Consider the following 22,423-nt stretch of genomic DNA (forward strand, 5'->3'; position numbering starts at 1 on the left):
GCGGGAAGCGTCTAGCCTGTCTCGGCCAGGCAAGCATGGATCTGTGCGACCACCGCCGCGCCTTCGCCGACCGCCGATGCGACACGCTTGATCGATCCCGACCGCACATCGCCGATGGCGAACACGCGCGCCACGCTCGTCTGCAGGGACATCGCGCCGGCTTCCGGCTGAGGCTGCGGCACCTGCGGGCCGGTCAGGACGAAGCCTTTGCTGTCCAGCGCGACGCCGCATGTCGCGAGCCATCTGCCGTTAGGCTGCGCGCCGATGAAGACGAACAGATGATGCGTCGCGACACTATCGGCCGCCCCGTCTTCACGCCGGTAGTGAACGCGTTCGAGCCGGGCATCGCCTTCGAGCGCGGTCAGATCGGTACGGACATACAGCGTCACGTTGGACAGCGACATGATCCGCTCGATCAAGTAATGCGACATGCTGCGCCGCAAGCTCGCGCCCCGGATGCACAGATGCACGTGTTCGGCATGCGACGCCAGGAACACCACGGCCTGTCCCGCCGAGTTGCCGCCGCCGACCAGCACGACGGGTTCCTTGCGGCATAGCCGGGCTTCGATGGGCGTCGCCCAGTAATACACGCCGTTGCCCTCGAAGCGCGCGAGTCCCTGGATATCCGGACGGCGATATTCCGCGCCGGTTGCAATCACGATCGTCCGTGCCGTGATGCGCCGGCCATCCGTCAATTCGACGCAGGGCAACGCGCCGCCGCAGTGCAAGGCCGTCGCTTCGCAAGGAATGCCGATATGCGCGCCGAACTTCTGCGCCTGGACGAAGGCGCGTCCGGCGAGCGCATGACCGGTGATGCCGGTCGGAAAGCCCAGATAGTTCTCGATGCGCGAACTGCTGCCTGCCTGACCGCCGGGCGCGCGGCAATCGAGCGCCGCCACCGACAAACCTTCCGACGCCGCATACACCGCCGTCGCCAGCCCGGCCGGTCCCGAGCCGACGATCGCCACGTCATAGACATGCGCCGGGTCGAATTCGGGAATGAGCCCGAGACAGGACGCCAGTTGCCCCGCGTCGGGGTTGCGCAGAATGGCGCCGTCCGGACACAGGATCAGGGGAAAGTCGTCGGGCTTGGGGGCGAGGCGTTCGAGCAGTGCGAGCGCTTCGGCATTGCCTTCGGCATCGAGGGCGGTATGCGGAAACACGTTGCGGCGCAGGAAGGTCTGCAGGTCGAGCAGGCGCGCATCGTTCGACGATCCCACCAGCACCACGCCCTGACCGCGTTCGAACACGAGCACGCGGCGCAGGATCAGCGCGCGCATGATCGTCTCGCCGAGATCGGCTTCGCTGATCATGACGGCCTGGAGCGCATCGGGGCGCAGCAGCAGCGCGTCGACGTCTTCGAGAACATGGGCATCCACGACCGCCGGCTTGCTCGACAACTGGGTCACGTCGGACGTGAATTCGCCGCGCTGCGTGTAGGTACAGAGGACGCGCTCGTGTCCGAGCGCATCGCGGCTGACGATGCGCACCGTGCCGGCGAGCAGCACGAAGACGCCGGGACACAGGCTGCCGGCGCTATAGAGCAGGGTGCCGCGCGCGTGCCGGCAGGGTTCGCCAAAACGGCGCAGCCGTTCGATATCGCGCTCCGTCAGGACGGGGAACATCTGTTGATGTCGCGGATGCTCGCGCACGCTGGCTTCGTCCGACTCGGGTGCGCCGAAGAAATCGCTCATGCGGGTGATGCTCCATCGAGGGTCCGAACCGGCCGTCGGGCGCTCCACAGCTCGGCTGCGATTTCCATCATAGGCGAGCCATGTGCGCACGACAGGAGCACCATTGATCGCCCTTGGCCGGCTCATGCGCAATTGGCTGAAGGTCTTGCCGGAGCATGCCTTCGTATGGCTTTGCAAGCAGCACGACGCGGACGCCCGTGCTTTATCTTGCGACGAACTCGGGGTTTGCCCTTGTCCGCCAACATCTCGTTGACTTAGTTAAATCAATTGATTTAATGTCGTTTCGACGCGGACGGATCGAGCCTGCGTTGTCCATACCAAGATCACAAGATCGAATAACGGAGACATGATGACTAGCCAATCCCGGACGCTATTGAGCGCGGCCACGTTTGCGCTCGCCTTGTCGAGCGGCGCCGCCACTGCAGCAACGAGCGGCACCGTTGCATTCCTGATGCCCGATCAGGGCTCGACGCGCTACGAGCAGCACGACTTTCCCGGCTTCAAGGCGGAGATGGGCAAGCTCTGTCCGAACTGCAAGGTGCTGTACCAGAACGCCAACGGCGACGCATCGCAACAGCAGCAGCAATTCAACTCGGCGATTTCGCAAGGCGCGAAAGTGATCGTGCTCGATCCGGTCGATTCGGCCGCCGCCGCGTCGCTCGTGCATCTGGCGCAGAGCCAGGGCGTCAAGGTGATCGCCTATGACCGGCCGATTCCATCGACGCCCGCCGACTACTACGTCTCGTTCGACAACCAGCAGATCGGCCGGGCCGTGGCGCAATCGCTGGTCGAGCATCTGAAGGCAAGCGGCGTCGCGCCGGGCAAGGGCGGCGTGCTCCAGGTGAACGGTTCGCCGACCGATGCCGCCGCGGGCCTCATCAAGAAGGGCAGTCATGAAGGTCTCGCGGGCAGCGGCTACAAGACGCTCGCCGAGTACGACACGCCGGACTGGGCCCCGCCGAAGGCGCAGCAATGGGTCGGCGGGCAGATCAACCGCTTCTCCGGGCAGATTGTCGGCGTGGTCGCCGCCAACGACGGCACCGGCGGCGCCGCCATCGCGGCGTTGAAGGCCGCGGGCGTCAATCCCGTGCCGCCGGTGACGGGCAACGACGCCACTATCGCGGGTCTGCAACTGATCATCGCGGGCGAGCAGTACAACACGATTCTCAAGCCGAGCGAGATCGTCGCGGCAGCGGCGGCGCGCGTCGCGGTCGGGCTGCTCGACGGACAGAAGCCCAAGGCGCAGACGACGCTCTTCAACACGCCGTCGCAACTCTTCCAGCCGACGGTCATCACGCAGAAGAACCTGAAAGCGGAGGTCGTGGACAAGGGCATCGAAAGCGCGAAGAACCTCTGCACCGACCGCTATGCGGAAGGCTGCAAGAAGCTCGGCATCAACTGATCCGGCGCAGTGGCTGCACGGATGCCGTGTCTGCGGCATCCGCCTTCTTCCGATCCGAGGCCTGTCCAAATGAGCGACCAACCGACTGCGGGAGCGCGGACCGGCGAGCTCGTGCTGAGCTTGCGCGGCATCTCCAAACATTTCGGCGCGGTGTCGGCGCTGACGGATATCGAGCTCGACGTGCACGCGGGCGAAGTCGTCGCGCTGGTCGGGGACAACGGCGCGGGCAAGTCGACGCTCGTCAAGATTCTCGCCGGCGTGCATCAGCCGAGCAGCGGCACGATCACCTTCGGCGGCCGCGAAGTGACGCTCGCCGATCCCGGCGCGGCGCTCGACCTGGGCATCGCGACCGTGTTCCAGGACCTCGCGCTGTGCGAGAACCTGGATGTCGTCGCGAACATTTTCCTGGGCCGCGAACTCGCCCCGATGCGTCTCGACGAAGTCGCGATGGAAGTGCGCGCGTGGACGCTGCTGAACGAACTGTCGGCGCGCATTCCGAGCGTGCGCGACGTGGTGGCGTCGCTGTCGGGCGGCCAGCGGCAGACCGTGGCGATCGCGCGTTCGCTGCTGCTCGACCCGAAACTCATCATGCTCGACGAACCCACGGCCGCGCTCGGCGTCGCGCAGACCGCCGAGGTGCTTAACCTGATCGAACGGGTGCGCGACCGCGGTCACGCCGTGATCATGATCAGCCACAACATGGAAGACGTGCGCGCCGTGGCGGACCGGATCGTCGTGCTGCGGCTCGGGCGCAATAACGGCGTGTTCTATCCGGATTCGTCGAATCAGTCGCTGGTCGCGGCCATCACCGGCGCCACCGAGAACGCCGTGTCGCGCCGCGCGGAGCGTCGTCAGGCTGCGCCCAACGCCTGAAGCCAGGAGCCATCGAGATGAGCGACAAATCTACCGAAACGCGCCCGGCCGGCGCGCCGCTCGACCGCAGCGACGTGCGCGTGAAGCACGCCGCGAGCGCGGGCGATGTCATCTCCGCCTTCTTCGACCGCGTGCGTTCCGGCGATCTCGGATCCTTGCCGGTGGTCGTGGGCCTGATCCTCATCTGGACCGTGTTCACGAGCCTGAATCCGGTGTTCCTGTCGGCCAACAATCTGGTCAACCTGTTGTTCGACTGCTCGACCATCGGCGTGATCTCGCTCGGGATTGTCTGCGTGCTGCTGGTCGGACAGATCGATCTTTCGGTCGGCTCGATGAGCGGCTTCGCCTCCGCGCTGGTAGGCGTGCTGTGGGTCAACCAGGGCTGGCCCGCGCTGGCGGCGATCGTCGTGGCGGCGATCGCGGGTGCGGCCGTGGGCGTGCTGTATGCGGTGCTGCTCAACCGCTTCGGCATGCCGAGTTTCGTCGCGACGCTCGCGGGTCTGCTCACGCTCCTGGGCTTGCAGCTCTACGTGCTCGGTCCGTCAGGCTCGATCAACCTGCCGTACGACTCGGTGATGGTCAACCTCGGGCAACTGATGATCATTCCCGCTGCCGTTTCCTATGTCATCGCGCTGCTGCCCGGCGCGGCGCTGCTGATCGCCGGATGGCGCACGAGCGCACGGCGGCGGGCCTCTAACCTGTCGGCGGCTTCGAGCACCTCGTTGCTGATCCGGAGCATCGTGATCACCGTGCTGCTGGAAATCGTCGTGGCTTATCTCAACACCGGACGCGGCGTGCCGCTGATGTTCGGTCTGTTCGTGGGTCTCGCGGTCGCACTGGACTACGCGCTGCGCCGCACGCGCTGGGGCCGGTCGATGAACGCCGTCGGCGGCAATCGCGAAGCCGCGCGGCGCGCGGGCATCAACGTGCGGGCCATCTACACCAGCGCCTTCGTGCTGTGCGCGACGCTAGCCGCGCTCGGCGGCGTGCTGACGGCCGCGCGCCTCGCGTCGGCGAGCACGCAGGCCGGCACCGGCGATGTCAACCTGAACGCCATCGCGGCGGCGGTGATCGGCGGGACGAGTCTGTTCGGCGGTCGCGGCAGCGCGTATTCGGCGGTGCTGGGCATGATCGTGATCCAGTCGATTGCAAGCGGCCTCACGCTGCTGAATCTCTCCTCATCGCTGCGCTTCATGATTACCGGCGCGGTGCTTGCCATTGCGGTGATCGTCGATTCGCTGGCGCGGCAGTCGCGGGTATCGCACGGACGCGCCTGACTTCATTTCAAACCTCACGAAAGGCAGAAACGGACATGAGTGAACTGCTGAAGGGTAAGGTCGCCGCCGTGACGGGCGCGGCATCGGGCATCGGTCTCGAATGCGCGCGCACGTTCGCGGCGGAAGGGGCGAAGGTCGTGCTGATCGATCGCGCCAAAGAGCGGCTGGACGCGCTGTGTGCCGAGATCGGGCCGAACGCAGTGCCGCTCGTCGTGGACCTGCTGCAGCCGTCGCAGGTGAGCGGCATGCTGTCCGGCATTCTCGATGCCGCCGGCGGTCTCGACATCTTCCACGCCAACGCCGGCGCCTATGTGGGCGGCGAGGTCGCGGCAGGCAATCCCGACGACTGGGACCGCATGCTCAATCTCAACATCAACGCCGCGTTTCGCTCGGTGCACGCCGTGTTGCCGCACATGATCGCGCAGAAGTCCGGCGACGTGATGTTCACGAGTTCGGTGGCGGGCTTCGTGCCGGTGGTGTGGGAGCCCGTCTACACGGCATCGAAGTTCGCGGTGCAGGCCTTCGTGCATACGCTCCGGCGGCAGGTGATCAAGCATGGAATTCGCGTCGGCGCGGTCGCGCCCGGTCCGGTCGTGACCGCGCTGCTCGACGACTGGCCGAAAGCGAAGATGGAAGAAGCGCTCGCGGCCGGCAGTCTGATGCAGCCGAAGGAAGTCGCCGATGCCGTGCTCTTCATGCTGAGCCGCCCGCGCAATGTGACGATCCGCGATCTCGTGATTCTGCCGACGAGCGTCGATATCTGAACGCCTTTCAGGACCCCATTCCATGATTCTCGATAAATTCCGCCTCGACGGCAAACTCGCGCTGATCACCGGCGGCACGCGCGGCATCGGCCTGGCGATTGCCCATGCGTTCGGCGAAGCAGGCGCGCGCCTGGTCATCAGCAGCCGCGCTCCGGTGCCGGAAGCCGAACGCAGCCTGCGTGACGCAGGCCTCGAATTCGACTTCATCGCGGCCGATCTTCAGGAAGAGGACGCGCCGCAACGTCTGATCGATGAAACGGTGCAGCGGCACGGACGGCTCGACATTCTCGTCAACAACGCGGGCGTCGCCATTCACGGCGACAGCGGCGATTTCGACGAAGCGCGCTGGCGCCGCATCATGAGCCTGAATCTCGATGCCGTGTTCCGCGCCTGCCGCGCCGCCCTCGTGCCGATGCGCGCGCAGGGCAGCGGCGTGATGCTCAACATGGGTTCGATCTCGGGCATCGTCTCGAATATTCCGCAGAACCAGGTGGCCTACAACAGTTCGAAAGCGGCCGTCCACATGATGACGAAGAGCCTCGCCAGCGAACTGGCGACGGAGAACATCCGCGTCAATGCGGTTGCACCGGGCTATATCGACACGGATATGTCGCGCGGCGGCATCGAGAATCCGGAGTGGTTCAGGATCTGGAGCGGCATGACGCCGATGGTGCGCGTCGGCCAGCCCGAGGAAGTCGCGGCGGCGGCGCTGTTCCTGTGCTCGCCCGCCGCGAGCTATGTGACCGGCGAAGTGCTGGTCGTCGACGGCGGCTATACCACGCGCTGAAAAGCGCGTCGATTCAAGGCAGAACTGGAGTTTCCAAGCGTGCCCGATAAGCACACACGATCGCACACCCGACAGCACACCCGGCATCAGCACGGCTTCAACGGACCTCGCGTGCGCGACCTCAATCGCGCGCTGGTGCTCGAAGTCATTCGACAGGAGCCGGGCATCGGACGCGCCGACATCGCGGCTTCGACGCGGCTCACCGCCGCGACGATCACCAACATCGTCGGCGGCCTGATCGGCGACGGCGCGGTGGAGGAATCGATCGATCGCGAAGTGCGCGCGACCGGACAGCCGGTGCGCAGTCTGCACATCATTGCGGACTATGCCTCGACCATCGGCCTGCACTTCGATCACGAATTCGCGACCGGCGTGCTGGTGGACGTAGCGGGCAACGTGATCCACAAGATGCGTCAGCAACTGTCGATAGAAGATCCCGAGCGCGCGGTCGAGGTGCTTGCTTCGCTTTACAACGCGTTGTACAGGCATCCCGGCCGCGTGGGGAAGATGCTCGGCGTGGGCGTCTCGGTGATGGGGCCGATCGACGGCGCGAGCGGCCGCGTCTGTCAGTCGGCGCAGTATCCGGCCTGGCGTGAGTACGGCTTCCGCGATGCGCTGTCGCAGCACATCGACCACGAGATCCATATCGAGAACAACGGCACGGCGGCGGGACTCGGCGAGTACTGGTTCGGCGATGGCCGGCATTTCGGCAGCTATCTGCACGTGAGTATCGGCAATGGGCTGGGCGGCGCGCTGCTGGTGAACCGGCGCGCGGTGCGCGGCCTGACGGGCAACGGTTGCGAGATCGGCCACGTCAATGCGTACCGCGACGGCGTACCGTGCTTCTGCGGCGCGCGCGGCTGCCTGGAAACCATCGTGTCCTTGCGCGGGCTTGCGCATGCGCTGGGCTGCGAGCATATCGGCGATATCGATCTGAACGCGCTCGACAACGAACGCAGCGCGGCCTTCGAGCGCTGGATCGAGCAGGCCGGCGGTGATCTGGGCCGCGTGCTGGCGAGCGTGTCGAATATCGTCGACGTGTCGGATGTGATCGTGAACGGCATGCTGCCGCCGGAGCCGTTGCAGAGGCTCGTCGCCCGGGCGCGCGACGGCGTGGCTGCCTATGAAATGAACGGCCGTCCCGCACGCATCGCGCTGCATCAGGGCCGCGCCGACAGCGAGATTTCCGCGGCGCTCGGCGCGGCCACCATGCCGCTCTACAGCAACCTGTTCTAGCGGCATACGCAGCGCCGGTTCATCAATGATCGAGGGCACAGGCATGGCTAAATCATCACTCTTCGGAATCCAGACAAACGGCGTCATCATGACGATGGGGGAGATCCTCGTCGAGATCATGGCAACCGAGCGCGGGCAATCCTTTCGTGCGCCGGGCCTGCTGATTGGACCGTATGCAAGCGGCGCGCCGGCCATCTTCATCGATCAGGTGGCCAGGGCGGGCAGCCGTTGCGCGATGATCGGCTGCGTCGGCGACGACGACTTTGGCGTGCTCAACGTGGAGCGGCTGCGCGCGGATGGCGTGGATGTGTCGGCCATCGACGTGCGGCGGCATGAAACCACGGGCAGCGCCTTCGTCACCTATCGCGACGACGGCGAGCGCGACTTCATCTACAACATCGCCAACAGCGCGTCGGCGAAGCTGTCGGAGGCGCAGGTGAGCGAGGCGCGGCTCAAGGACTGCGCGCATTTTCATGTGATGGGTTCGTCGCTGTTCTCGGCTGCGATCATCGACGCCGTGAAGAAGGCGGTCCGTATCGTCAAGGCGCAGGGCGGCACGGTGAGCTTCGATCCCAACGCGCGCAAGGAGATCCTGAACCGGCCCGGCATGCGCGAAGCATTCGATCATCTGATCGCCAGCACGGACGTGTTCCTGCCGAGCGGACACGAAGTCACGCTGCTGACGCAAGCCGATTCCGAGGAAGCCGCCATCGAGGAGCTGCTTGGACGAGGCGTGCGCGAGATCGTCGTCAAGCAGGGCGCGCAGGGCTGCCGTCTGTACGACGGTGGGCAGCGCCTGGACCATCCGGCATTTGCCGTCGAAGAGGTCGATCCCACCGGCGCGGGCGACTGCTTCGGCGCCACTTACATTGCGTGCCGCATGCAGGGCATGGACGCGGAACGCGCGCTGCGCTATGCGAGCGCGAGCGGCGCGCGTGCGGTTCAGGCCAAGGGTCCGATGGAAGGCACCTCGACACTCGCACAACTCGATCAGTTCATCTCGGAGCACTGACATGCATGACGTGGTGACACGCCTTTCCGGCGATGCCGACGCGGGCCGCAGGCTCAAGGGCATCTACTCGATCTGTTCCGCGCATCCCTGGGTGCTCGAAGCCGCGCTGAGACAGGCGCTGGACGACGATACGCCGCTGCTGATCGAATCGACGTCGAATCAGGTCGATCAGTTCGGCGGCTACACCGGCATGAAGCCGGCGGACTTCGTGCGCTTCGTGCACGGCATCGCCGACAAGGTGGGGTTCGCGCGCGAGCGGTTGATCGTCGGCGGCGACCATCTCGGTCCTAACGCGTGGCGCGCATTGCCTGCCGAGGAAGCGATGCAGCGCGCCGATGCGCTGATCGATACCTATGTCAGCGCGGGCTTCAGCAAGATTCATCTCGATGCCAGCATGCCGTGCGGCGGCGATCCCGAGCGGCTGTCCGACGCAGTCGTGGCCGAGCGCGCGTCGCGTCTGTGCGCGATTGCCGAAGCGGCGGCGCAACGCGCGGGGTTCGCCACGCAGCCGGTCTATGTGATCGGCACCGAGGTGCCCGTGCCGGGCGGCGCGAGCGAGGCACTGGAGGGCGTCGAGCTCACGCATGCGGATGCGGCGCTCGAAACGGTCGCGATTCATCGCGCCGCCTGGCACGCGCGCGGTCTCGACGATGCCTGGCAACGCGTGATCGCGCTGGTCGTGCAGCCGGGCGTCGAGTTCGATCATACGAAGGTGATCGACTATCGGCCCGAGCTCGCGGGCGGCCTGTCGCAGGCCTTGAAGCAACTGCCGGGCATGGTCTTCGAGGCCCATTCCACCGACTATCAGACCGCCGACGCCCTGCGTGCGCTGGTACTTGATGGCTTCGCGATCCTCAAGGTCGGTCCGGGCGTGACCTTCGCGCTGCGCGAAGCGCTGTACGCACTCGCCGATATCGAAGCGGAACTCGTGCCGGCGGGCGAGCAGTCGAAGCTGCGCGAGGTGGTCGAGCAGGTGATGACGGACAAGCCGGGTAATTGGGAGCGCTACTACCACGGCGACGAACACGAAAAGCGTCTGCTGCGCACCTATAGCTATAGCGACCGCGTGCGCTACTACTGGACCGATCCCGCAATCGATGCCGCGACGCAGCGCCTGCTGCACAACCTCGACGCGACGCCGATCCCCGAGAACCTGCTGAGCCGTCATCTCCCGGCGCAGTACTGGGCGCTGCGGGCGGGACGCATCGACGGGACGCCGTCGAGCCTGATTCAAAGCAAGGTACGTGAAGTCATCGAGATGTACGCGGCTGCGTGCCGCGCCTGAATCCCTTCTTTTAATGGACGCTGCAAATGAAACTCGAAGGCAAGATTGCGATTGTGACCGGCGCGGCAGCCGGCATCGGCGAGGCGGTCGTGCGCCGCTATCTGGAGGAAGGCGCGAAAGTCGCGGCGGTCGATGTCAAGCCGCAGGCCGACATGAGCGCCACGTTCGGCGGCATTCCGGCCGAACGGCTCCAGCTCATCCAGGCCGATGTCACGGAGCGAGAGGGAATCGAACAGATCGTGAGCGCGACGCTCGGCGCGTTCGGGCGTATCGACATTCTCTACAACAACGCGGCCATCTTCGACATGCGGCCCTTGCTGGACGAATCGTGGGAGATATTCGACCGTGTGTTCGCCGTCAATGTCAAAGGCATGTTCTTCCTGATGCAGCGCGTGGCGCAGCAGATGGTGGAGCAGGGCGGCGGCGGCAAGATCATCAACATGGCGTCGCAGGCGGGCCGGCGCGGCGAAGCGCTGGTGTCCCATTACTGCGCCAGCAAGGCCGCGGTGATCAGCTATACGCAGTCGGCGGCGCTCGCGCTGGCGCCGCACAAGATCAATGTGAACGGGATTGCGCCTGGCGTGATCGATACGCCGATGTGGAAGGACGTCGATGCACTCTTCGCGCGTTATGAGAACCGGCCGATCGGCGAGAAGAAGCGGCTCGTCGGCGAAGCGGTGCCGCTCGGACGCATGGGCAAGCCGGATGAACTGACCGGCGCGGCGGTGTTCCTTGCATCGGCGGATGCGGATTACATCACGGCCCAGACGCTCAATGTGGATGGCGGTAACTGGATGAGCTGACCTGCAATGGGTCATCCCTTTGTCAAACGCGCTGAGGAGCATCCACGCATGTACATGCACAAATTCCGGCTGGACGGCCGTGTCGCGGTGGTGACCGGCGCGGCACGGGGCATCGGTTTCGCCATTGCCGAGGCGCTTGCCGAAGCCGGCGCGCGCGTCGTGCTGACCGACTACGACGCGAAGGCGCTCGACGATGCCGTCGCCAGGCTTGCCGCGACCGGCGCGACGGTGGAAGGCGAGGTGTTCGACGTCACCGATCCCGCCGCGGCGCAGCGCGTGAACGACGCCATCGTGGCACGGCACGGGCGCGTGGATGTGCTGGTGAACAACGCGGGCATCGCCATCTCCGATCATCCGGCGGAAGACATGAGCGACGAAACCTGGAGCCGCGTGATCGATGTCAATCTGACCGGCGTGTTCCGGGCCTGCCGCGCGTTCGGCCGGGGCATGCTGGAACGGGGCGGCGGCAGTATCGTGAACATCGGCTCGATGTCGGGATTCATCGTCAACCGGCCGCAGGAACAGGTGAACTACAACGCGTCGAAGGCGGGGGTGCATCATCTGACGCGTTCGCTGGCGGCCGAATGGGGCGCGCGCGGCGTGCGGGTGAATGCGGTCGCTCCCACTTATATCGACACGGAGATGAACCAGTACGTGCACGCGAAGGAAAACGAGGCGCGCTTGCAGGGCTGGGTCGGCAACACGCCGATGCACCGGCTTGGCCGCGTGGACGAGATCGCCTCCGTGGTGCTGTTTCTCGCAAGCGATGCGGCGAGTCTCATGACCGGAGCGATCGTGCTCGCCGATGGCGGATATGTGTGCTGGTGAGGATGCGCAAGCGCATCGCTTCCGGCCGATGCCTGCAAACCCTGGCGTTTGACGCTACGCTGTCGAATTCGCCTTCAACTTAGTCCGCACATGTCCCGCACTCTTCAAATCGACTTCGTTTCCGATATCGCCTGCCCGTGGTGCGCCGTCGGGCTTGCCTCGCTGCAACGCGCGCTGGACCGCCTCGGCGACTCCGTCGACGCCAGCATCACGCTTCATCCGTTCGAACTGAATCCGGACATGCAGCCGGAAGGCGAGCGCATCGTCGACTATATCGGCCGCAAATATGGCCGCACGCCCGCGCAGATCGCCGAATCGCAGGCGATGATCCGCGAGCGCGGCGCGCAGGAAGGCTTCACGTTCGGTGAACGCAACCGGGTCTACAACACCTTCGATGCGCACCGGCTGCTGCATTGGGCGCGCATCGAAGGCAAGCAGCTCGAGCTCAAGCTCGCGCTGTTGCGCGCCTATCACAGCGAGGGCAAGGACGTGAGCCAGGCGGACGTGCTGATCGATGCCGCACGAAGCGTCGGACTCGATGCCGAGCAAGCGCGCGACGTGCTCGCCAGCGGCCGGTTCGCGGATGAAGTCCGCGCGGAAGAGCGCGAGTTCCAGGAACTCGGCATTCAGTCCGTCCCGGCGATCATCTTCGACCGCAAGTATCTGGTGAGCGGCGGACAGCCTTCGGAAGCTTTCGAAGAAGCGATCCGGAAGATCATCGACGGGCAGGCTTGAAGCGCTTTCATGAAGGCATCGCCTGACTCGATTCCACTGCGAGCAGATTCAGCACGAGCAGGATCGCCGGTTGATTGTCCGCGCCGATCGCGATGTCCAGCACGCCGCCGATTCATTGCCCGAACTTCGTCGAGACGAAATCCGCGCTGTGCGCCGACTTCCTCAAACAGAAAGGCACCGAACGAATGCGCGGTGCCCATCGCGGCCGTCGCGGCGCTCCACACCACGATGGATGCGCCCAGCAGCTTGCGCGGACCGAACCGATCCACGAACCATCCCGACGGCAACTGCCCGAACGCGTAGAACAGCGAGAACGCGCTGCCCAGCAGACCGATGTCAGTCGCCGTGAATCCGAGTTCGTGCTGCATGGCGGGGGCCGCGATCGACAAGGTCAGCCGGTCGATATTGTTGACGAGCGCAATCAGGCATAGGAGGCCGAGAACCATCCATCGCTGACGTCCGGCGGGCTTGGGCATCGGGCTAAGGCCCGGCTCTTTTTTCATGTGCAGCATGAACACGTCTCCTGCGAGTCTTCGATATGCGTGTGTACAGCCGTGACGCCGCAGGGAATGCGGCATGCGTCGGCTGATGAGTTAACGGAAAGGTGAGCGCTTCAGACGCGATCGGCCGGATCGAGCCTTTTCTCGAGCGCACGCTTGATGCGGATGATGTTTGAAATGCCGAAAGACAATTGGTCGATCTCTTGATTGCGCTGCGCGAGATAGTCGGATGCAATCTGATAAGCCATCGTGCGTTCGCGGAGCAGGGCGTCGAGCGCGGTGATGAGTGTCGAAAGTTCGAGCGAGGTCACTTCGACCTGCACGGGCGGATCATCCATCGCCCGCGCTTTCATCACGGGGAATGCCGCGTGTCGTTTGGAGCTTTGCATGTCGCTTCGATCCCGGCGCTAGAGCGTGGCTTCACCACTGAAAGTGGCGATCGCGACCACTGACTTGCCCGACACCGCGCGATGACGCAAGGCGTCGAGTCGTTCTGGAAGTTGGTCGAATGCTCCGGTCAAGATCGATTCAGGCGTCATGCGTCTATCGGCGATGAGTTGCAGAATCCGGTTTCCCGCATCGACGAGGCGCGCCCAGTCGGCATTGTTGCCATGCTGGTGCAGCGCGCCCAGCGCGACTTCGTGCAGCGACAACGTGCGTCCGAACGGCGGGCTCGGCCAGTCCGCGACGCGCCCCTGAATGCAGACCAGATGCCCGTTGGCGGCGAGCGCAGGCGACAGGCGCGCGGCGTGCGTGGCATCGACCGCATCGACGATGGCGAAGAAACGGTTTGCCTGGGTTCGCAGCCATGCACTGTCCGCACCGAGCGGCCCTTCGAAACACTCGCTCGCGCCAAGCATGCGCAAACGGTCCCAATGCCGTGGATGACACATCACGCTGACATCGAAGCCCTGCATCGCGGCGAGTTGCACCGCGTAAAGACCGACCGCGCCGCCCGCGCCGCTGATCAGGACGCGCGCTTCCCGCCTGGACGGGAGCTTGTCGAGCGCGAGCCACGCGGTCAGCGCCGGACATGGCATGCTCGCGGCCGTGGCGAAATCGACCGAAGCGGGAACGGTGAGCAGCGCACGCGCATCGACCGGCGTGTACTCGGCAAAGCTGCCGGGCGACGCCAGACTCGTGTGATACGCGACCCGTTTGCCAAGCCATTCGCGGGGCACATCTGCGCCGATTCCGACGACCTCGCCCGCACCGTCGACGCCCGGCACCTTGCCAGGCTGCCAGTCGACGAGATCGCCGCCCAGCACCTTCCAGTCCACCGGATTCAGGCCGATGACGGCATTGCGCACAAGCACCTGTCCGCGTGCCGGCGGTACGGCGTCGACGGTTTCCAGCGCGAGCGAGAGCGGATCGGCGTGACCGGTCCATGTCCACGCTTGCCATGACCGGGGCATCGAAACTTCATGTTGCATGTGCAGCATCCTTGTTGTGGCGACACGTCAGAAGCGGTCAGCCCTATCGCTCGTCGCGTCGTCCGTGTGAATCCGGTTGAATACGACGCCTGCGAAGCCATCCGCGAACAGTGCCGCAAGCACGTCTTCCGGCGCGGGTGGAACCTGTTGTTCGCCCGGCGCTCCGGACGACCATTCAATCCTGTACTCGATGGGCCAGTTCATGTGCTTTCGGAAGGTTCCGTTGCAAGGGCCGCAGCTGACAGCCGGTATTGAATCGTGCGCGTCTCGCCCGCCTTGAACGTGCTGCCGACGCGACCGGCCAGCGGATGATCCTGCGGCGGCGTCACCACGCGCCCCAGATCGAAGAAGCCGTTCACCGGTTCCACGCCCAGCGCAAAGTTCTTCCCCAACCACGGCGCATAGTCTCTGCCGCCGTTGCTGATCCAGAGCACGGCATCGGGAAAGTCCCCGGTGCTCCAGTCGAGCCGGACTTCGGCGCTGTCAGCCGGATAGCGGAGGACGAACGGCGGCTGGCATGCTTCGAGTTGCACCAGTTCCTCCGTGATGCGCGGCAGCGGGAGCCGCGTCGCATCGAACGAACCGTCGGTTGTTTCGAGCGCCCGCAGCGAGTCGAACGTCCGGTTGGTGACGATGCGCGAGTACGCAGGTTCAATCGGCACGGGATAGGTATGGACAGCGCGATACGGACACGCCACGACTTCGACGCCTTCTTGCGGTACCTTGAAGGTGGGATGCAGCGCGAAGGGCAGTGTGATGTCGCGCCGCACGCGCACGGTCAGCGAAACCGTGAGCGCCGGTTCGCCGGGACTCGCTTCAATGACGCGATCGAGACTTTCGACCGGGTCGTCGGCGGGGTAATCGATGTGCAGCCCGATACGGTGCGGCCCCTGCTCGACACAACGCCACAGATGATTCGAGCTGAAGCCGTGGCGCCATTCGTCGTGCGCCGTGCGCGCTTCGAAGCCTTCCGGGAGACCGGCCGGAACGTCGATCGTTCCGAACGGCAGACACGGCCATTCGCCCCGCAACGCACGCATCAGTCCGGGCCAGGCGGGATCGTCGCCCCACGGCGCGACGTGGAGCGGCGAGACGCTGCGGCCCGCGCCGAGATCGAAGCGCACGGGCGCGAGCATGCCCCCCATGGCCTGCACGGTGGCTTCGCCGTGCGCCCAGTTCAATGTCCAGCGTTCGTTGTCTTGCATCGTGCTGTCCTCGAGAGTGGTGTCGGATGTCGGGCCTCAGGCGCCGACGCGGATCGCCGTCTTGTCGAAGAATGCCTGATCCAGTTCGAAGCCGAGTCCCGGCGCGCCCGGTACGTCGAGCCAGCCGTTCTGCTGTTCCAGCGGCTGCCTGACGAGCGCGGTGCGGTAAGGATGCGACGACGTGTCGTACTCGAACAGCGGTTGATCGGCATAGAGCGAGTAATGCGTGTCGGGCGTGGCCGCGATCATGTGCATCGACGCGTATTGCCCGATCGCCGTGCCCCACACGTGCGGATTGACCTTCACGCCATTGACCTGGGCCAGGGTGTTGATATGCCTGAGCGCCGTGAAGCCGCCCGCGAGACAGATATCGGGCTGGGCGATGTCGACCGCGCCTGCCTTGAACAGATCGTGGAAACCGTACATCGAGAATTCGGCTTCGCCGCCGGCGACGGGCGTATCGATCGCGTCGCGCACGCGCCGATAACCCGCGAGGTCTTCCGGCACGACCGGCTCCTCGATCCACCGCAGCTTGAAGGCCGCCAGCGCACGGCCGAGGCGGATCGCTTCGTTCGCCCCGTAGGCGTGGTTCACGTCGATCATCAGGCGCGTGTGCGGGTCGAGCGCGTCGCGGATCGCCTGCATCACGGCGATGTCGTCGTCGATGCCGAAGCCGAGCTTGACCTTCATCATCGAAAAGCCGGCGGCCTGATGACGCTGTGCCTCGAGCGCCATCTCGGCGGCCTGGCCTTGTCCGGCCGGACGGAAAAAGCCGGTCGCATAGCATTGCACGCGCTGCCGGAATGCGCCGCCGAGCAGTTGCCATACGGGCCGGTTCGCCACCTTGCCGCAGATGTCCCACAACGCGATATCGACCGCGCTGATCGCCTCGAGCACGACGCCCTTGCGGCCGAAGTCGCGCGTGCGCAGATACATGGTGTTCCACAGCACTTCGGTGTCGAGCGGATTGTGCCCGAGCAACAGCGGCTTGAGCGCGCTGTCGATCACCGTGGCGGCGATTTCCGGTGGCTGCAGGCCCACGCTGAAGGTTTCACCCCATCCCTCGACGCCGTCGGTGGTGCGGATGCGCACCACGGTCGTCGAGCGGCCCGTGACCCATCCCTGCGAATAGGCGAACGGCTTGTCCAGCGCCGTCTTGAGCACGAAGGTATCAACGCTTTCGATCTTCAAAGTCTTCTCCTGACGTGAGCGCGGGCGCGCTTCAGATGCGGCCGAATTTATCGAGCAGGTCCTGGAACGTCTTGCCTTCGAGAATCATGCCGCGCATGCGTTCTTCGTTGTCGGCGATGGTGCGAGCCCGTTCATAGACGGCGGCGAGATCCGCGTGCGGCACGACCGCGACGCCGATTTCGTCGGCCACCACCAGATCGCCCGGATTGACGATCACGCCGCCGCAGGAGATCGGCACGTTGATGCTGATCGGCTCGCGCCGTCCGCTGATGGCCGTGTGCGCCTGACGCGGTCCGGCGACCTTGGCCGACACCGGGAAGTCGAGGAAGCGGGCCTCGTCGGTGTCGCGGCAGCTCCCGTCGATCACCGCGCCCACCACGCCCGCATTGCGCGCCAGGCCGGTCATCAGACCGCCCCAGATCGACGTTTCGGTTTCGCCGAACGCATCGATGACGATCACGTCGCCAGGCTTGGCCACGGTGAAGACGTCGAGGCAATCGACGATATCGCCCGCCGTGAGCTGCACGGTCAGCGCCGTGCCGATGATCTTGCGATCCGCGCCCTTCGGCTTGATGTCGTGGCGCATGGTGCCGTTGCGTTGCAGCGCATCCGACACCACGCAGGACAGCGACATGACTTCCGACATGGCGACGAAGCGCGCGACGAGTTCGCTGTCGACTTCGGGACGGGGCTTGATAATGGCGCTCATGAGCATGATTCCTTTGAATGGGTTAGTAACCGGAGACGACCGGATTGAGCGGCTTCTCGCCGAGCAGGACGGCACGCACGTTTTCGGCGGCCACCCGGCGCGCTTCGTGCAGGGCGTCCTGCGAGATGTACGCCGCATGGGGCGTGATGATGCAGTTTTCGAGTGCGAACAGCGGGTTGTCTTCCGGCGACCAGTCGGCTTGCTTGGCGGGTTCCTCTTCCGTGTCGTCGAGCGCCGCCGCGGCGATATGGCCGCTGACCAGCGCGTCGTACAGCGCGCGGTTGTCGACGACCTTGCCGCGCGCGCAGTTGACCAGCAACGCGCCCGGCTTCATCGCGGCCAATGCCTTCGCGTCGATCAGATGATGCGTTTGCGGTGTGTACGGACACATGACGTCGACCAGATCGGCATGGGACAGCAGGTCTTCGAGCGTGACCTTGCGCACGCCATGCGATGCCATGAGGCTGGCGCTGACAAATGGATCGTAGGCCACGACATCGAAGCCGAACGGAATGAGCTTGCGCGCCATGTTCTGCGCGATGCGTCCGAAGCCCACCAGACCGAAGACGCTGCCGCGCATGCGGGGAATCGGCCGGTTCCAGGTGTTCCAGTGCCACTCGCCGCGCCGGGTGGACGCCGCATAGGTCGGGATCGAGCGAAAGATCGTCAGCGCCATGCTGATGGAGTGATCCGCGACTTCCTCGATGCAGTAGTCCGGCACGTTCGTCACGACGATGCCCGCTTCGCGCGCGGCATCGACATCGAGAATGTCCACGCCGATGCCATAGCGCGCGATGACCTTGCACTGCTTGAGGGCGCGGATGGTCGCGGCGGGAATCTTCGCGTATTGCTGCATCAGCGCGTCGGCGTCGCGGGCGAGTTCGGCGAGGCCTTCTCCCGTGCGGGACTGCAAGCCGATCACCTGCGCGCCGATAGGTTCGAGAATCCCGCTCTCGATGGCGAGATCGGGATAGTCGTAATCGGTCACATACACTTTGAACAAGGTCGTTCCTTTCATGAGGGGTTGTGCGATGCGTTGCATCAGTCGAGATTGCGCTCGGCGTATCGATCCATCGCGATCAGCGCGGCGACCACGCTGGACGGCGTGACCGGATAGGGTTCGTTGTGAATGATTTCGCCGGCCCGGCAGGCGCGCTTGGCCACGGTCGTCAGGGCGTCGATGTCCTCGGGGTCCAGGCCGATCTCGCGAAGGCGATACGGCAAGTCGACCGCGCGGCAGAAGCGGAACACGCGCAGACGTTCTTCGTCGGGCACGGCCGACAGAAACAGCGACGCGAGCGTGCCGATCGCCACCTTCTCGCCGTGCAGGAAGTCATGCGAGGAAGGCAGTTCCGCCAGTCCGTGATGAATCGCGTGCGCGGCCGCCACGCCGGCCGATTCGAAGCCGATGCCCGACAGCAGCACGGTGGCTTCCAGCGTAGCGTCGAAATCCGGCGTGACGATGTTGGCTCGGCAGTCGTCGACCGCTTGCGCCGCGTGTTCGAACAGCGTGTCGCGGCAGAGCCTCGCTGTTTCCAGCGCGAGCGCCGTGCCGCGTCCGCCGCACAGGTTCGCGGCATGGGCGCGGGCGCACGCCTGCGCTTCATACCAGGTGGACAGCGCGTCGCCGATACCCGCGATGAAGAAACGCACCGGCGCGTTCGCGATGATCTGCGAGTCCACCAGCACGAGGTCGGGATTGCGCCGCACGAAGCGGTCGCGGACCACGCGGCCCGCGTCGTCGTAGATTACGGAGAGCGCGGAACAGGGCGCATCGGACGCTGCGATGGTCGGCACGCAGACAAAGGGCAGGCGCAGGGCATCGGCGGCGGCGCGGCCGACATCGACCACCTTGCCGCCGCCGAGGGACACCACCATCTGCGCGCCGGTGTCGCGGACCCAGGCGGCCACGGCTTCGATGGCGCGCTCGGTGCACGAGGCCTGCACGCTCCGCGCGTGGATACAGACTCGCTGTACGCGTGCCGTCACGCCTTCGAGCAGCGCGGACACGTTGGCGTCGACCAGACACGCTGCCGACGAGCCGTAGCGCGCGAGTTCGTCATCGAGCACGCTCAATGCACCCGCGCCTTGGACGTAGCGCGATGGAAACACGCTGGTGCGCAGCATCACGGAGGACGAGTTCATTCGAAGGTTCCTGTTCAGCCGACGACATAGCCGCCGTCCACTGCGATCGTCGCGCCGGTGATGTAGCGCGCGGCGGGTGTCGACAGAAAGATGGCGGCGCCCACGAGATCGTCGGCTTCACCCCAGCGCTTGAGCGCCGTTCGTTCGGCTATTTTCGTCGCGGCGGCGTCGTCGCTCCAGAGTCCGTGCGTCATCGCCGTGCGGTGATAACCGGGCGCAATGGCGTTCACCCGCACGCCGTCGCGTCCATGACGATGCGCCAGGGCGCGGGTCAGGCCGAGAATGCCGCTCTTGCTCGCGCAATAGGCGGGCACCTCGGCATCGGCCAGATAGCTCAGCATGGACGCGATATTGATGATCGTGCCTTGCGAACGCTGGAGCAGCGGTATCGTGGCGCTCGCCAGGCGCATGGCGCTGATCAGGTTGATGTCCATGACGTTCAGGAATGTCGTGTCGTCGTATTCCTTGCCGGGCCGCGAGATGCCTTGCGAATTCACGAGAATGTCGAGCCGCTTGAAGCGCTGCGCGAATGAAGCGATCGCGTCGGGATCGGTCACATCGAGATGATCGAAGGCGATCCCGGCGCTCGTGTCGAGGCGCTTGAGTTGCGTGATCTTGTCGATGGAGCTGCCGGTCGCCGTGACCCGCGCGCCGAGTGCCGCGAGTCCTCTGGCAATCTCAAGCCCGATTCCGCTGGTGCCGCCTGAAACGAGCGCGGTCTTGCCGGTCAGTACGTCCGGTGCAAAGCAGGAAAGCATGTCGTTCATGTGGCGTCTTCCGTGTGTTCATCCGAATGGCGATGCGCGCGCGAAGCGCGTTCCATGCTTGCGTCAGAGGGCATGGGTCAGACCTGAATCGGCAGGCTCGCCGTCATGGGTGCGGGCCTGCGCAGGCAGGGTTTCGCCCATCATCAGCGCGACGCCGCGGTCGGCCACGGCATACGTCGTCGCAACGGTGTTGCCGCTGATGATGGTGGGCCACGACGAGGTGTCGAAGACCCGCAAGCCCTCGATGCCGCGCACCGTCATGTCGGTGCGCAGAACGGCCAGCGGATCGTGGTCGGCGCCCATGCGCGCGGTGCCGGCCGGGTGATAGACCGTCTTCACGGTGCGGCGGCAATGTTCCGCCAGCATTTCGTCCGATGCCGCCGATGCATCCGCCAGCGCGCGTTCGTCCGGCAGCACGATCCGCTCGACCATGCCGGCGAGCGGTCCGGCGCGCATGATGCGCGCCGCCCGGCGCATGCCCGCGATCGACAGCCGAAGATCATCGGGATGATGCAGATAGTTCGGATAGACGATCGGCGTCGCCGCCGGGTCGGCCGTCTGCAACGAGACGCGGCCTCGGCTTTGCGGGCGCATCACGCAACTGTTCAGGGTGAAGCCGTAGGTTGCGCGCGTCGACGTGACATCGGGGTCGAGGTACACGGTCGGCAGGCAGAAGACCTGAATCGACGGTGCGCCGGCAGCATCGTCGGGATTGAAGAACGCACCGGCCTCGACGGCGTTCGAGGCGACCGGGCCGTTGTGGAACGCGAGATATTGCAGCCCGTTGCGAATCTGGTTCCAGCCGCGATCCTGATTGAAATAGCCGTATCGTCCCTTGCAGAACGCGACGACGGGCACTTCATGATGATCCTGAAGATTCTCGCCGACGCCGGGCAGGTCGGCGTTCACTGGAATATTCAGGCGCGCCAGTTCGCTGGCCGCACCGATGCCCGACAACATCAGCAGCTTGGGGGTGACGAGCGCGCCCGCGGTCAGGATCACCTGTCCGCCGAAAATCTGTTCGCGCTGCGTTCCGCTTTGCACTTCGATGCCGCGCGCCACGTGGCCTTCGATCAGGATGCGCGTGACCGTGGTATCGGTGCGGATCTCCAGACGCGGATCGTTCATGACCGGCGCAAGGAATGCATCGACCCCGCTGCAGCGGCGGCCACGATAAGTGGTCGTCTGATAGAAGCCCGCGCCCGTTTGCGTGCCGCTGTTGAAATCAGGGTTGAAGGGCAAGCCATCCTGCTGCGCCGCCAGCACGAACGCGCGCGATACATCGCTCAGATTCGCGCCGTCGGACACCTTCAGCGGACCGTCGACGCCGTGTGCCGCGTTGTTGAAGGTGGAGTTGCCTTCGAGCCGGACGAAGTGCGGCAGCAGACGGCGGTAACTCAGGGACGCGTCGCCGGTCATGGAGACCCAGTCGTCATAGTCGCGCGCCTGGCCGCGAATGTAGACCATCGCATTGACGGAACTGCCGCCGCCAAGCACCTTGCCTTGCGGAATCGAAGGCTGGCGGCGGTTCAGATGCGCATGCTCCGCGCTGCGATGAAACGTCATGTAGTCGCGGTTCGTCAGCAGCTTGACGAAGCCTGCGGGCATGTGAATGAGCGGATTGCGGTCGCGCGCGCCCGCCTCGACGAGCAGAACCCGCGCACCATGATCGCGCACCAGCCGCCCGGCGGTCAGACAGCCCGCCGCGCCTGCGCCAATCACGATGAAATCGTAGTGTGTCGATGCTTTGGCCATGACTTGAATTCTGGAAACGATG

23 protein-coding genes are annotated in these 22,423 nt (G+C 65.3%); 11 read left to right on the plus strand and 12 right to left on the minus strand.

Annotated elements, in window-relative coordinates; genetic code table 11:
- Positions 1-11: 11 nt before the first annotated feature.
- Entirely contained in the window at positions 12-1,694 is a 1,683-nt protein-coding gene (locus QCE83_RS22690; protein WP_309816456.1) for an FAD-dependent oxidoreductase, read from the minus strand.
- Between the two features lie 349 nt (positions 1,695-2,043).
- On the opposite strand from QCE83_RS22690, the gene QCE83_RS22695 reads away from it, so the two are divergent.
- The 11 genes from QCE83_RS22695 to QCE83_RS22745 all read left to right on the plus strand — a co-directional run bounded on the left by QCE83_RS22695 (position 2,044) and on the right by QCE83_RS22745 (position 12,696).
- Positions 2,044-3,096 carry a sugar ABC transporter substrate-binding protein gene (locus QCE83_RS22695; RefSeq protein ID WP_309816458.1) on the plus strand — a complete coding sequence of 351 codons (1,053 nt, stop codon included), beginning with the start codon at positions 2,044-2,046 and terminating at the stop codon, positions 3,094-3,096.
- A 69-nt stretch (positions 3,097-3,165) separates the two neighbouring features.
- Positions 3,166-3,969, plus strand: coding sequence for an ATP-binding cassette domain-containing protein (locus QCE83_RS22700; RefSeq protein ID WP_309816461.1), 804 nt, complete (start codon positions 3,166-3,168; stop codon positions 3,967-3,969).
- Between the two features lie 17 nt (positions 3,970-3,986).
- A complete protein-coding gene (locus tag QCE83_RS22705; RefSeq protein WP_309816464.1) occupies positions 3,987-5,246 on the plus strand; it encodes an ABC transporter permease subunit in 1,260 nt (419 codons plus the stop codon).
- A gap of 35 nt (positions 5,247-5,281) precedes the next feature.
- Positions 5,282-6,010 carry an SDR family oxidoreductase gene (locus tag QCE83_RS22710; protein ID WP_309816466.1) on the plus strand — a complete coding sequence of 243 codons (729 nt, stop codon included), beginning with the start codon at positions 5,282-5,284 and terminating at the stop codon, positions 6,008-6,010.
- Positions 6,011-6,032: 22 nt separating this feature from the next.
- Positions 6,033-6,797, plus strand: coding sequence for an SDR family NAD(P)-dependent oxidoreductase (locus QCE83_RS22715; protein ID WP_309816469.1), 765 nt, complete (start codon positions 6,033-6,035; stop codon positions 6,795-6,797).
- A 111-nt stretch (positions 6,798-6,908) separates the two neighbouring features.
- Positions 6,909-8,033: an ROK family protein gene (locus QCE83_RS22720; RefSeq protein WP_309816473.1), complete on the plus strand. Its 1,125-nt coding sequence runs from the start codon at positions 6,909-6,911 to the stop codon at positions 8,031-8,033.
- 43 nt (positions 8,034-8,076) lie between these two features.
- On the plus strand, positions 8,077-9,045 hold the full coding sequence (locus tag QCE83_RS22725; protein ID WP_309816475.1) for a sugar kinase: 969 nt from the start codon (positions 8,077-8,079) through the stop codon (positions 9,043-9,045).
- Between the two features lies 1 nt (position 9,046).
- On the plus strand, positions 9,047-10,330 hold the full coding sequence (locus tag QCE83_RS22730) for a D-tagatose-bisphosphate aldolase, class II, non-catalytic subunit (RefSeq protein ID WP_309816478.1): 1,284 nt from the start codon (positions 9,047-9,049) through the stop codon (positions 10,328-10,330).
- Between the two features lie 26 nt (positions 10,331-10,356).
- Entirely contained in the window at positions 10,357-11,133 is a 777-nt protein-coding gene (locus QCE83_RS22735; protein WP_309816481.1) for an L-iditol 2-dehydrogenase, read from the plus strand.
- A gap of 48 nt (positions 11,134-11,181) precedes the next feature.
- A complete protein-coding gene (locus QCE83_RS22740; protein WP_309816484.1) occupies positions 11,182-11,961 on the plus strand; it encodes an SDR family NAD(P)-dependent oxidoreductase in 780 nt (259 codons plus the stop codon).
- Between the two features lie 90 nt (positions 11,962-12,051).
- Entirely contained in the window at positions 12,052-12,696 is a 645-nt protein-coding gene (locus QCE83_RS22745) for a DsbA family oxidoreductase (protein WP_309816486.1), read from the plus strand.
- On the opposite strand, the gene QCE83_RS22750 is transcribed toward QCE83_RS22745, so the two are convergent.
- The 11 genes from QCE83_RS22750 to QCE83_RS22800 form a co-directional block, all read right to left on the minus strand.
- The gene (locus QCE83_RS22750; protein ID WP_309816490.1) at positions 12,588-13,208 is read right to left on the minus strand and encodes an MFS transporter; all 621 of its coding nucleotides are present in this window, start codon (positions 13,206-13,208) and stop codon (positions 12,588-12,590) included. The genes QCE83_RS22745 and QCE83_RS22750 overlap by 109 nt on opposite strands.
- A 101-nt stretch (positions 13,209-13,309) precedes the next feature.
- Positions 13,310-13,534: a hypothetical protein gene (locus QCE83_RS22755; protein WP_309816492.1), complete on the minus strand. Its 225-nt coding sequence runs from the start codon at positions 13,532-13,534 to the stop codon at positions 13,310-13,312.
- A 69-nt stretch (positions 13,535-13,603) separates the two neighbouring features.
- Positions 13,604-14,629, minus strand: a complete 1,026-nt coding sequence (locus QCE83_RS22760) for a zinc-binding dehydrogenase (RefSeq protein WP_309816495.1) — start codon at positions 14,627-14,629, stop codon at positions 13,604-13,606.
- Between the two features lie 27 nt (positions 14,630-14,656).
- Entirely contained in the window at positions 14,657-14,833 is a 177-nt protein-coding gene (locus QCE83_RS22765; RefSeq protein WP_309816497.1) for a hypothetical protein, read from the minus strand.
- A complete protein-coding gene (locus tag QCE83_RS22770) occupies positions 14,830-15,834 on the minus strand; it encodes a hypothetical protein (protein WP_309816500.1) in 1,005 nt (334 codons plus the stop codon). Before QCE83_RS22770 ends, QCE83_RS22765 begins: the two co-directional genes overlap by 4 nt.
- A gap of 36 nt (positions 15,835-15,870) precedes the next feature.
- Positions 15,871-17,025 carry a mandelate racemase/muconate lactonizing enzyme family protein gene (locus QCE83_RS22775; RefSeq protein ID WP_309816502.1) on the minus strand — a complete coding sequence of 385 codons (1,155 nt, stop codon included), beginning with the start codon at positions 17,023-17,025 and terminating at the stop codon, positions 15,871-15,873.
- A 31-nt stretch (positions 17,026-17,056) separates the two neighbouring features.
- On the minus strand, positions 17,057-17,734 hold the full coding sequence (locus QCE83_RS22780; protein ID WP_309816507.1) for an RraA family protein: 678 nt from the start codon (positions 17,732-17,734) through the stop codon (positions 17,057-17,059).
- 22 nt (positions 17,735-17,756) lie between these two features.
- Positions 17,757-18,728, minus strand: coding sequence for a C-terminal binding protein (locus QCE83_RS22785; protein WP_309818703.1), 972 nt, complete (start codon positions 18,726-18,728; stop codon positions 17,757-17,759).
- Positions 18,729-18,775: 47 nt separating this feature from the next.
- Positions 18,776-19,879, minus strand: a complete 1,104-nt coding sequence (locus tag QCE83_RS22790; RefSeq protein WP_309816509.1) for a glycerol dehydrogenase — start codon at positions 19,877-19,879, stop codon at positions 18,776-18,778.
- Between the two features lie 14 nt (positions 19,880-19,893).
- Positions 19,894-20,646, minus strand: a complete 753-nt coding sequence (locus QCE83_RS22795) for an SDR family oxidoreductase (protein ID WP_309816511.1) — start codon at positions 20,644-20,646, stop codon at positions 19,894-19,896.
- Positions 20,647-20,709: 63 nt separating this feature from the next.
- Entirely contained in the window at positions 20,710-22,401 is a 1,692-nt protein-coding gene (locus tag QCE83_RS22800; protein WP_309816515.1) for a GMC family oxidoreductase N-terminal domain-containing protein, read from the minus strand.
- Positions 22,402-22,423: the final 22 nt, after the last annotated feature.

This window comes from Caballeronia sp. LZ034LL, assembly GCF_031451215.1.
Classification (GTDB): domain Bacteria; phylum Pseudomonadota; class Gammaproteobacteria; order Burkholderiales; family Burkholderiaceae; genus Caballeronia.

Excerpts from the sequence above, each read along its gene's own strand:
- QCE83_RS22705 (WP_309816464.1), top strand. The coding sequence starts at position 3,987 with ATGAGCGACAAATCTACCGAAACGCGCCCGGCCGGCGCGCCGCTCGAC.
- QCE83_RS22745 (WP_309816486.1), top strand. The coding sequence starts at position 12,052 with ATGTCCCGCACTCTTCAAATCGACTTCGTTTCCGATATCGCCTGCCCG.
- QCE83_RS22795 (WP_309816511.1), bottom strand. The coding sequence starts at position 20,646 with ATGAACGACATGCTTTCCTGCTTTGCACCGGACGTACTGACCGGCAAG.
- QCE83_RS22695 (WP_309816458.1), top strand. The coding sequence starts at position 2,044 with ATGACTAGCCAATCCCGGACGCTATTGAGCGCGGCCACGTTTGCGCTC.
- QCE83_RS22730 (WP_309816478.1), top strand. The coding sequence starts at position 9,047 with ATGCATGACGTGGTGACACGCCTTTCCGGCGATGCCGACGCGGGCCGC.
- QCE83_RS22760 (WP_309816495.1), bottom strand. The coding sequence starts at position 14,629 with ATGCAACATGAAGTTTCGATGCCCCGGTCATGGCAAGCGTGGACATGG.
- QCE83_RS22740 (WP_309816484.1), top strand. The coding sequence starts at position 11,182 with ATGTACATGCACAAATTCCGGCTGGACGGCCGTGTCGCGGTGGTGACC.
- QCE83_RS22710 (WP_309816466.1), top strand. The coding sequence starts at position 5,282 with ATGAGTGAACTGCTGAAGGGTAAGGTCGCCGCCGTGACGGGCGCGGCA.
- QCE83_RS22780 (WP_309816507.1), bottom strand. The coding sequence starts at position 17,734 with ATGAGCGCCATTATCAAGCCCCGTCCCGAAGTCGACAGCGAACTCGTC.
- QCE83_RS22750 (WP_309816490.1), bottom strand. The coding sequence starts at position 13,208 with ATGCTGCACATGAAAAAAGAGCCGGGCCTTAGCCCGATGCCCAAGCCC.
- QCE83_RS22725 (WP_309816475.1), top strand. The coding sequence starts at position 8,077 with ATGGCTAAATCATCACTCTTCGGAATCCAGACAAACGGCGTCATCATG.
- QCE83_RS22800 (WP_309816515.1), bottom strand. The coding sequence starts at position 22,401 with ATGGCCAAAGCATCGACACACTACGATTTCATCGTGATTGGCGCAGGC.
- QCE83_RS22765 (WP_309816497.1), bottom strand. The coding sequence starts at position 14,833 with ATGAACTGGCCCATCGAGTACAGGATTGAATGGTCGTCCGGAGCGCCG.
- QCE83_RS22735 (WP_309816481.1), top strand. The coding sequence starts at position 10,357 with ATGAAACTCGAAGGCAAGATTGCGATTGTGACCGGCGCGGCAGCCGGC.
- QCE83_RS22690 (WP_309816456.1), bottom strand. The coding sequence starts at position 1,694 with ATGAGCGATTTCTTCGGCGCACCCGAGTCGGACGAAGCCAGCGTGCGC.
- QCE83_RS22700 (WP_309816461.1), top strand. The coding sequence starts at position 3,166 with ATGAGCGACCAACCGACTGCGGGAGCGCGGACCGGCGAGCTCGTGCTG.
- QCE83_RS22770 (WP_309816500.1), bottom strand. The coding sequence starts at position 15,834 with ATGCAAGACAACGAACGCTGGACATTGAACTGGGCGCACGGCGAAGCC.
- QCE83_RS22790 (WP_309816509.1), bottom strand. The coding sequence starts at position 19,879 with ATGAACTCGTCCTCCGTGATGCTGCGCACCAGCGTGTTTCCATCGCGC.
- QCE83_RS22755 (WP_309816492.1), bottom strand. The coding sequence starts at position 13,534 with ATGGATGATCCGCCCGTGCAGGTCGAAGTGACCTCGCTCGAACTTTCG.
- QCE83_RS22715 (WP_309816469.1), top strand. The coding sequence starts at position 6,033 with ATGATTCTCGATAAATTCCGCCTCGACGGCAAACTCGCGCTGATCACC.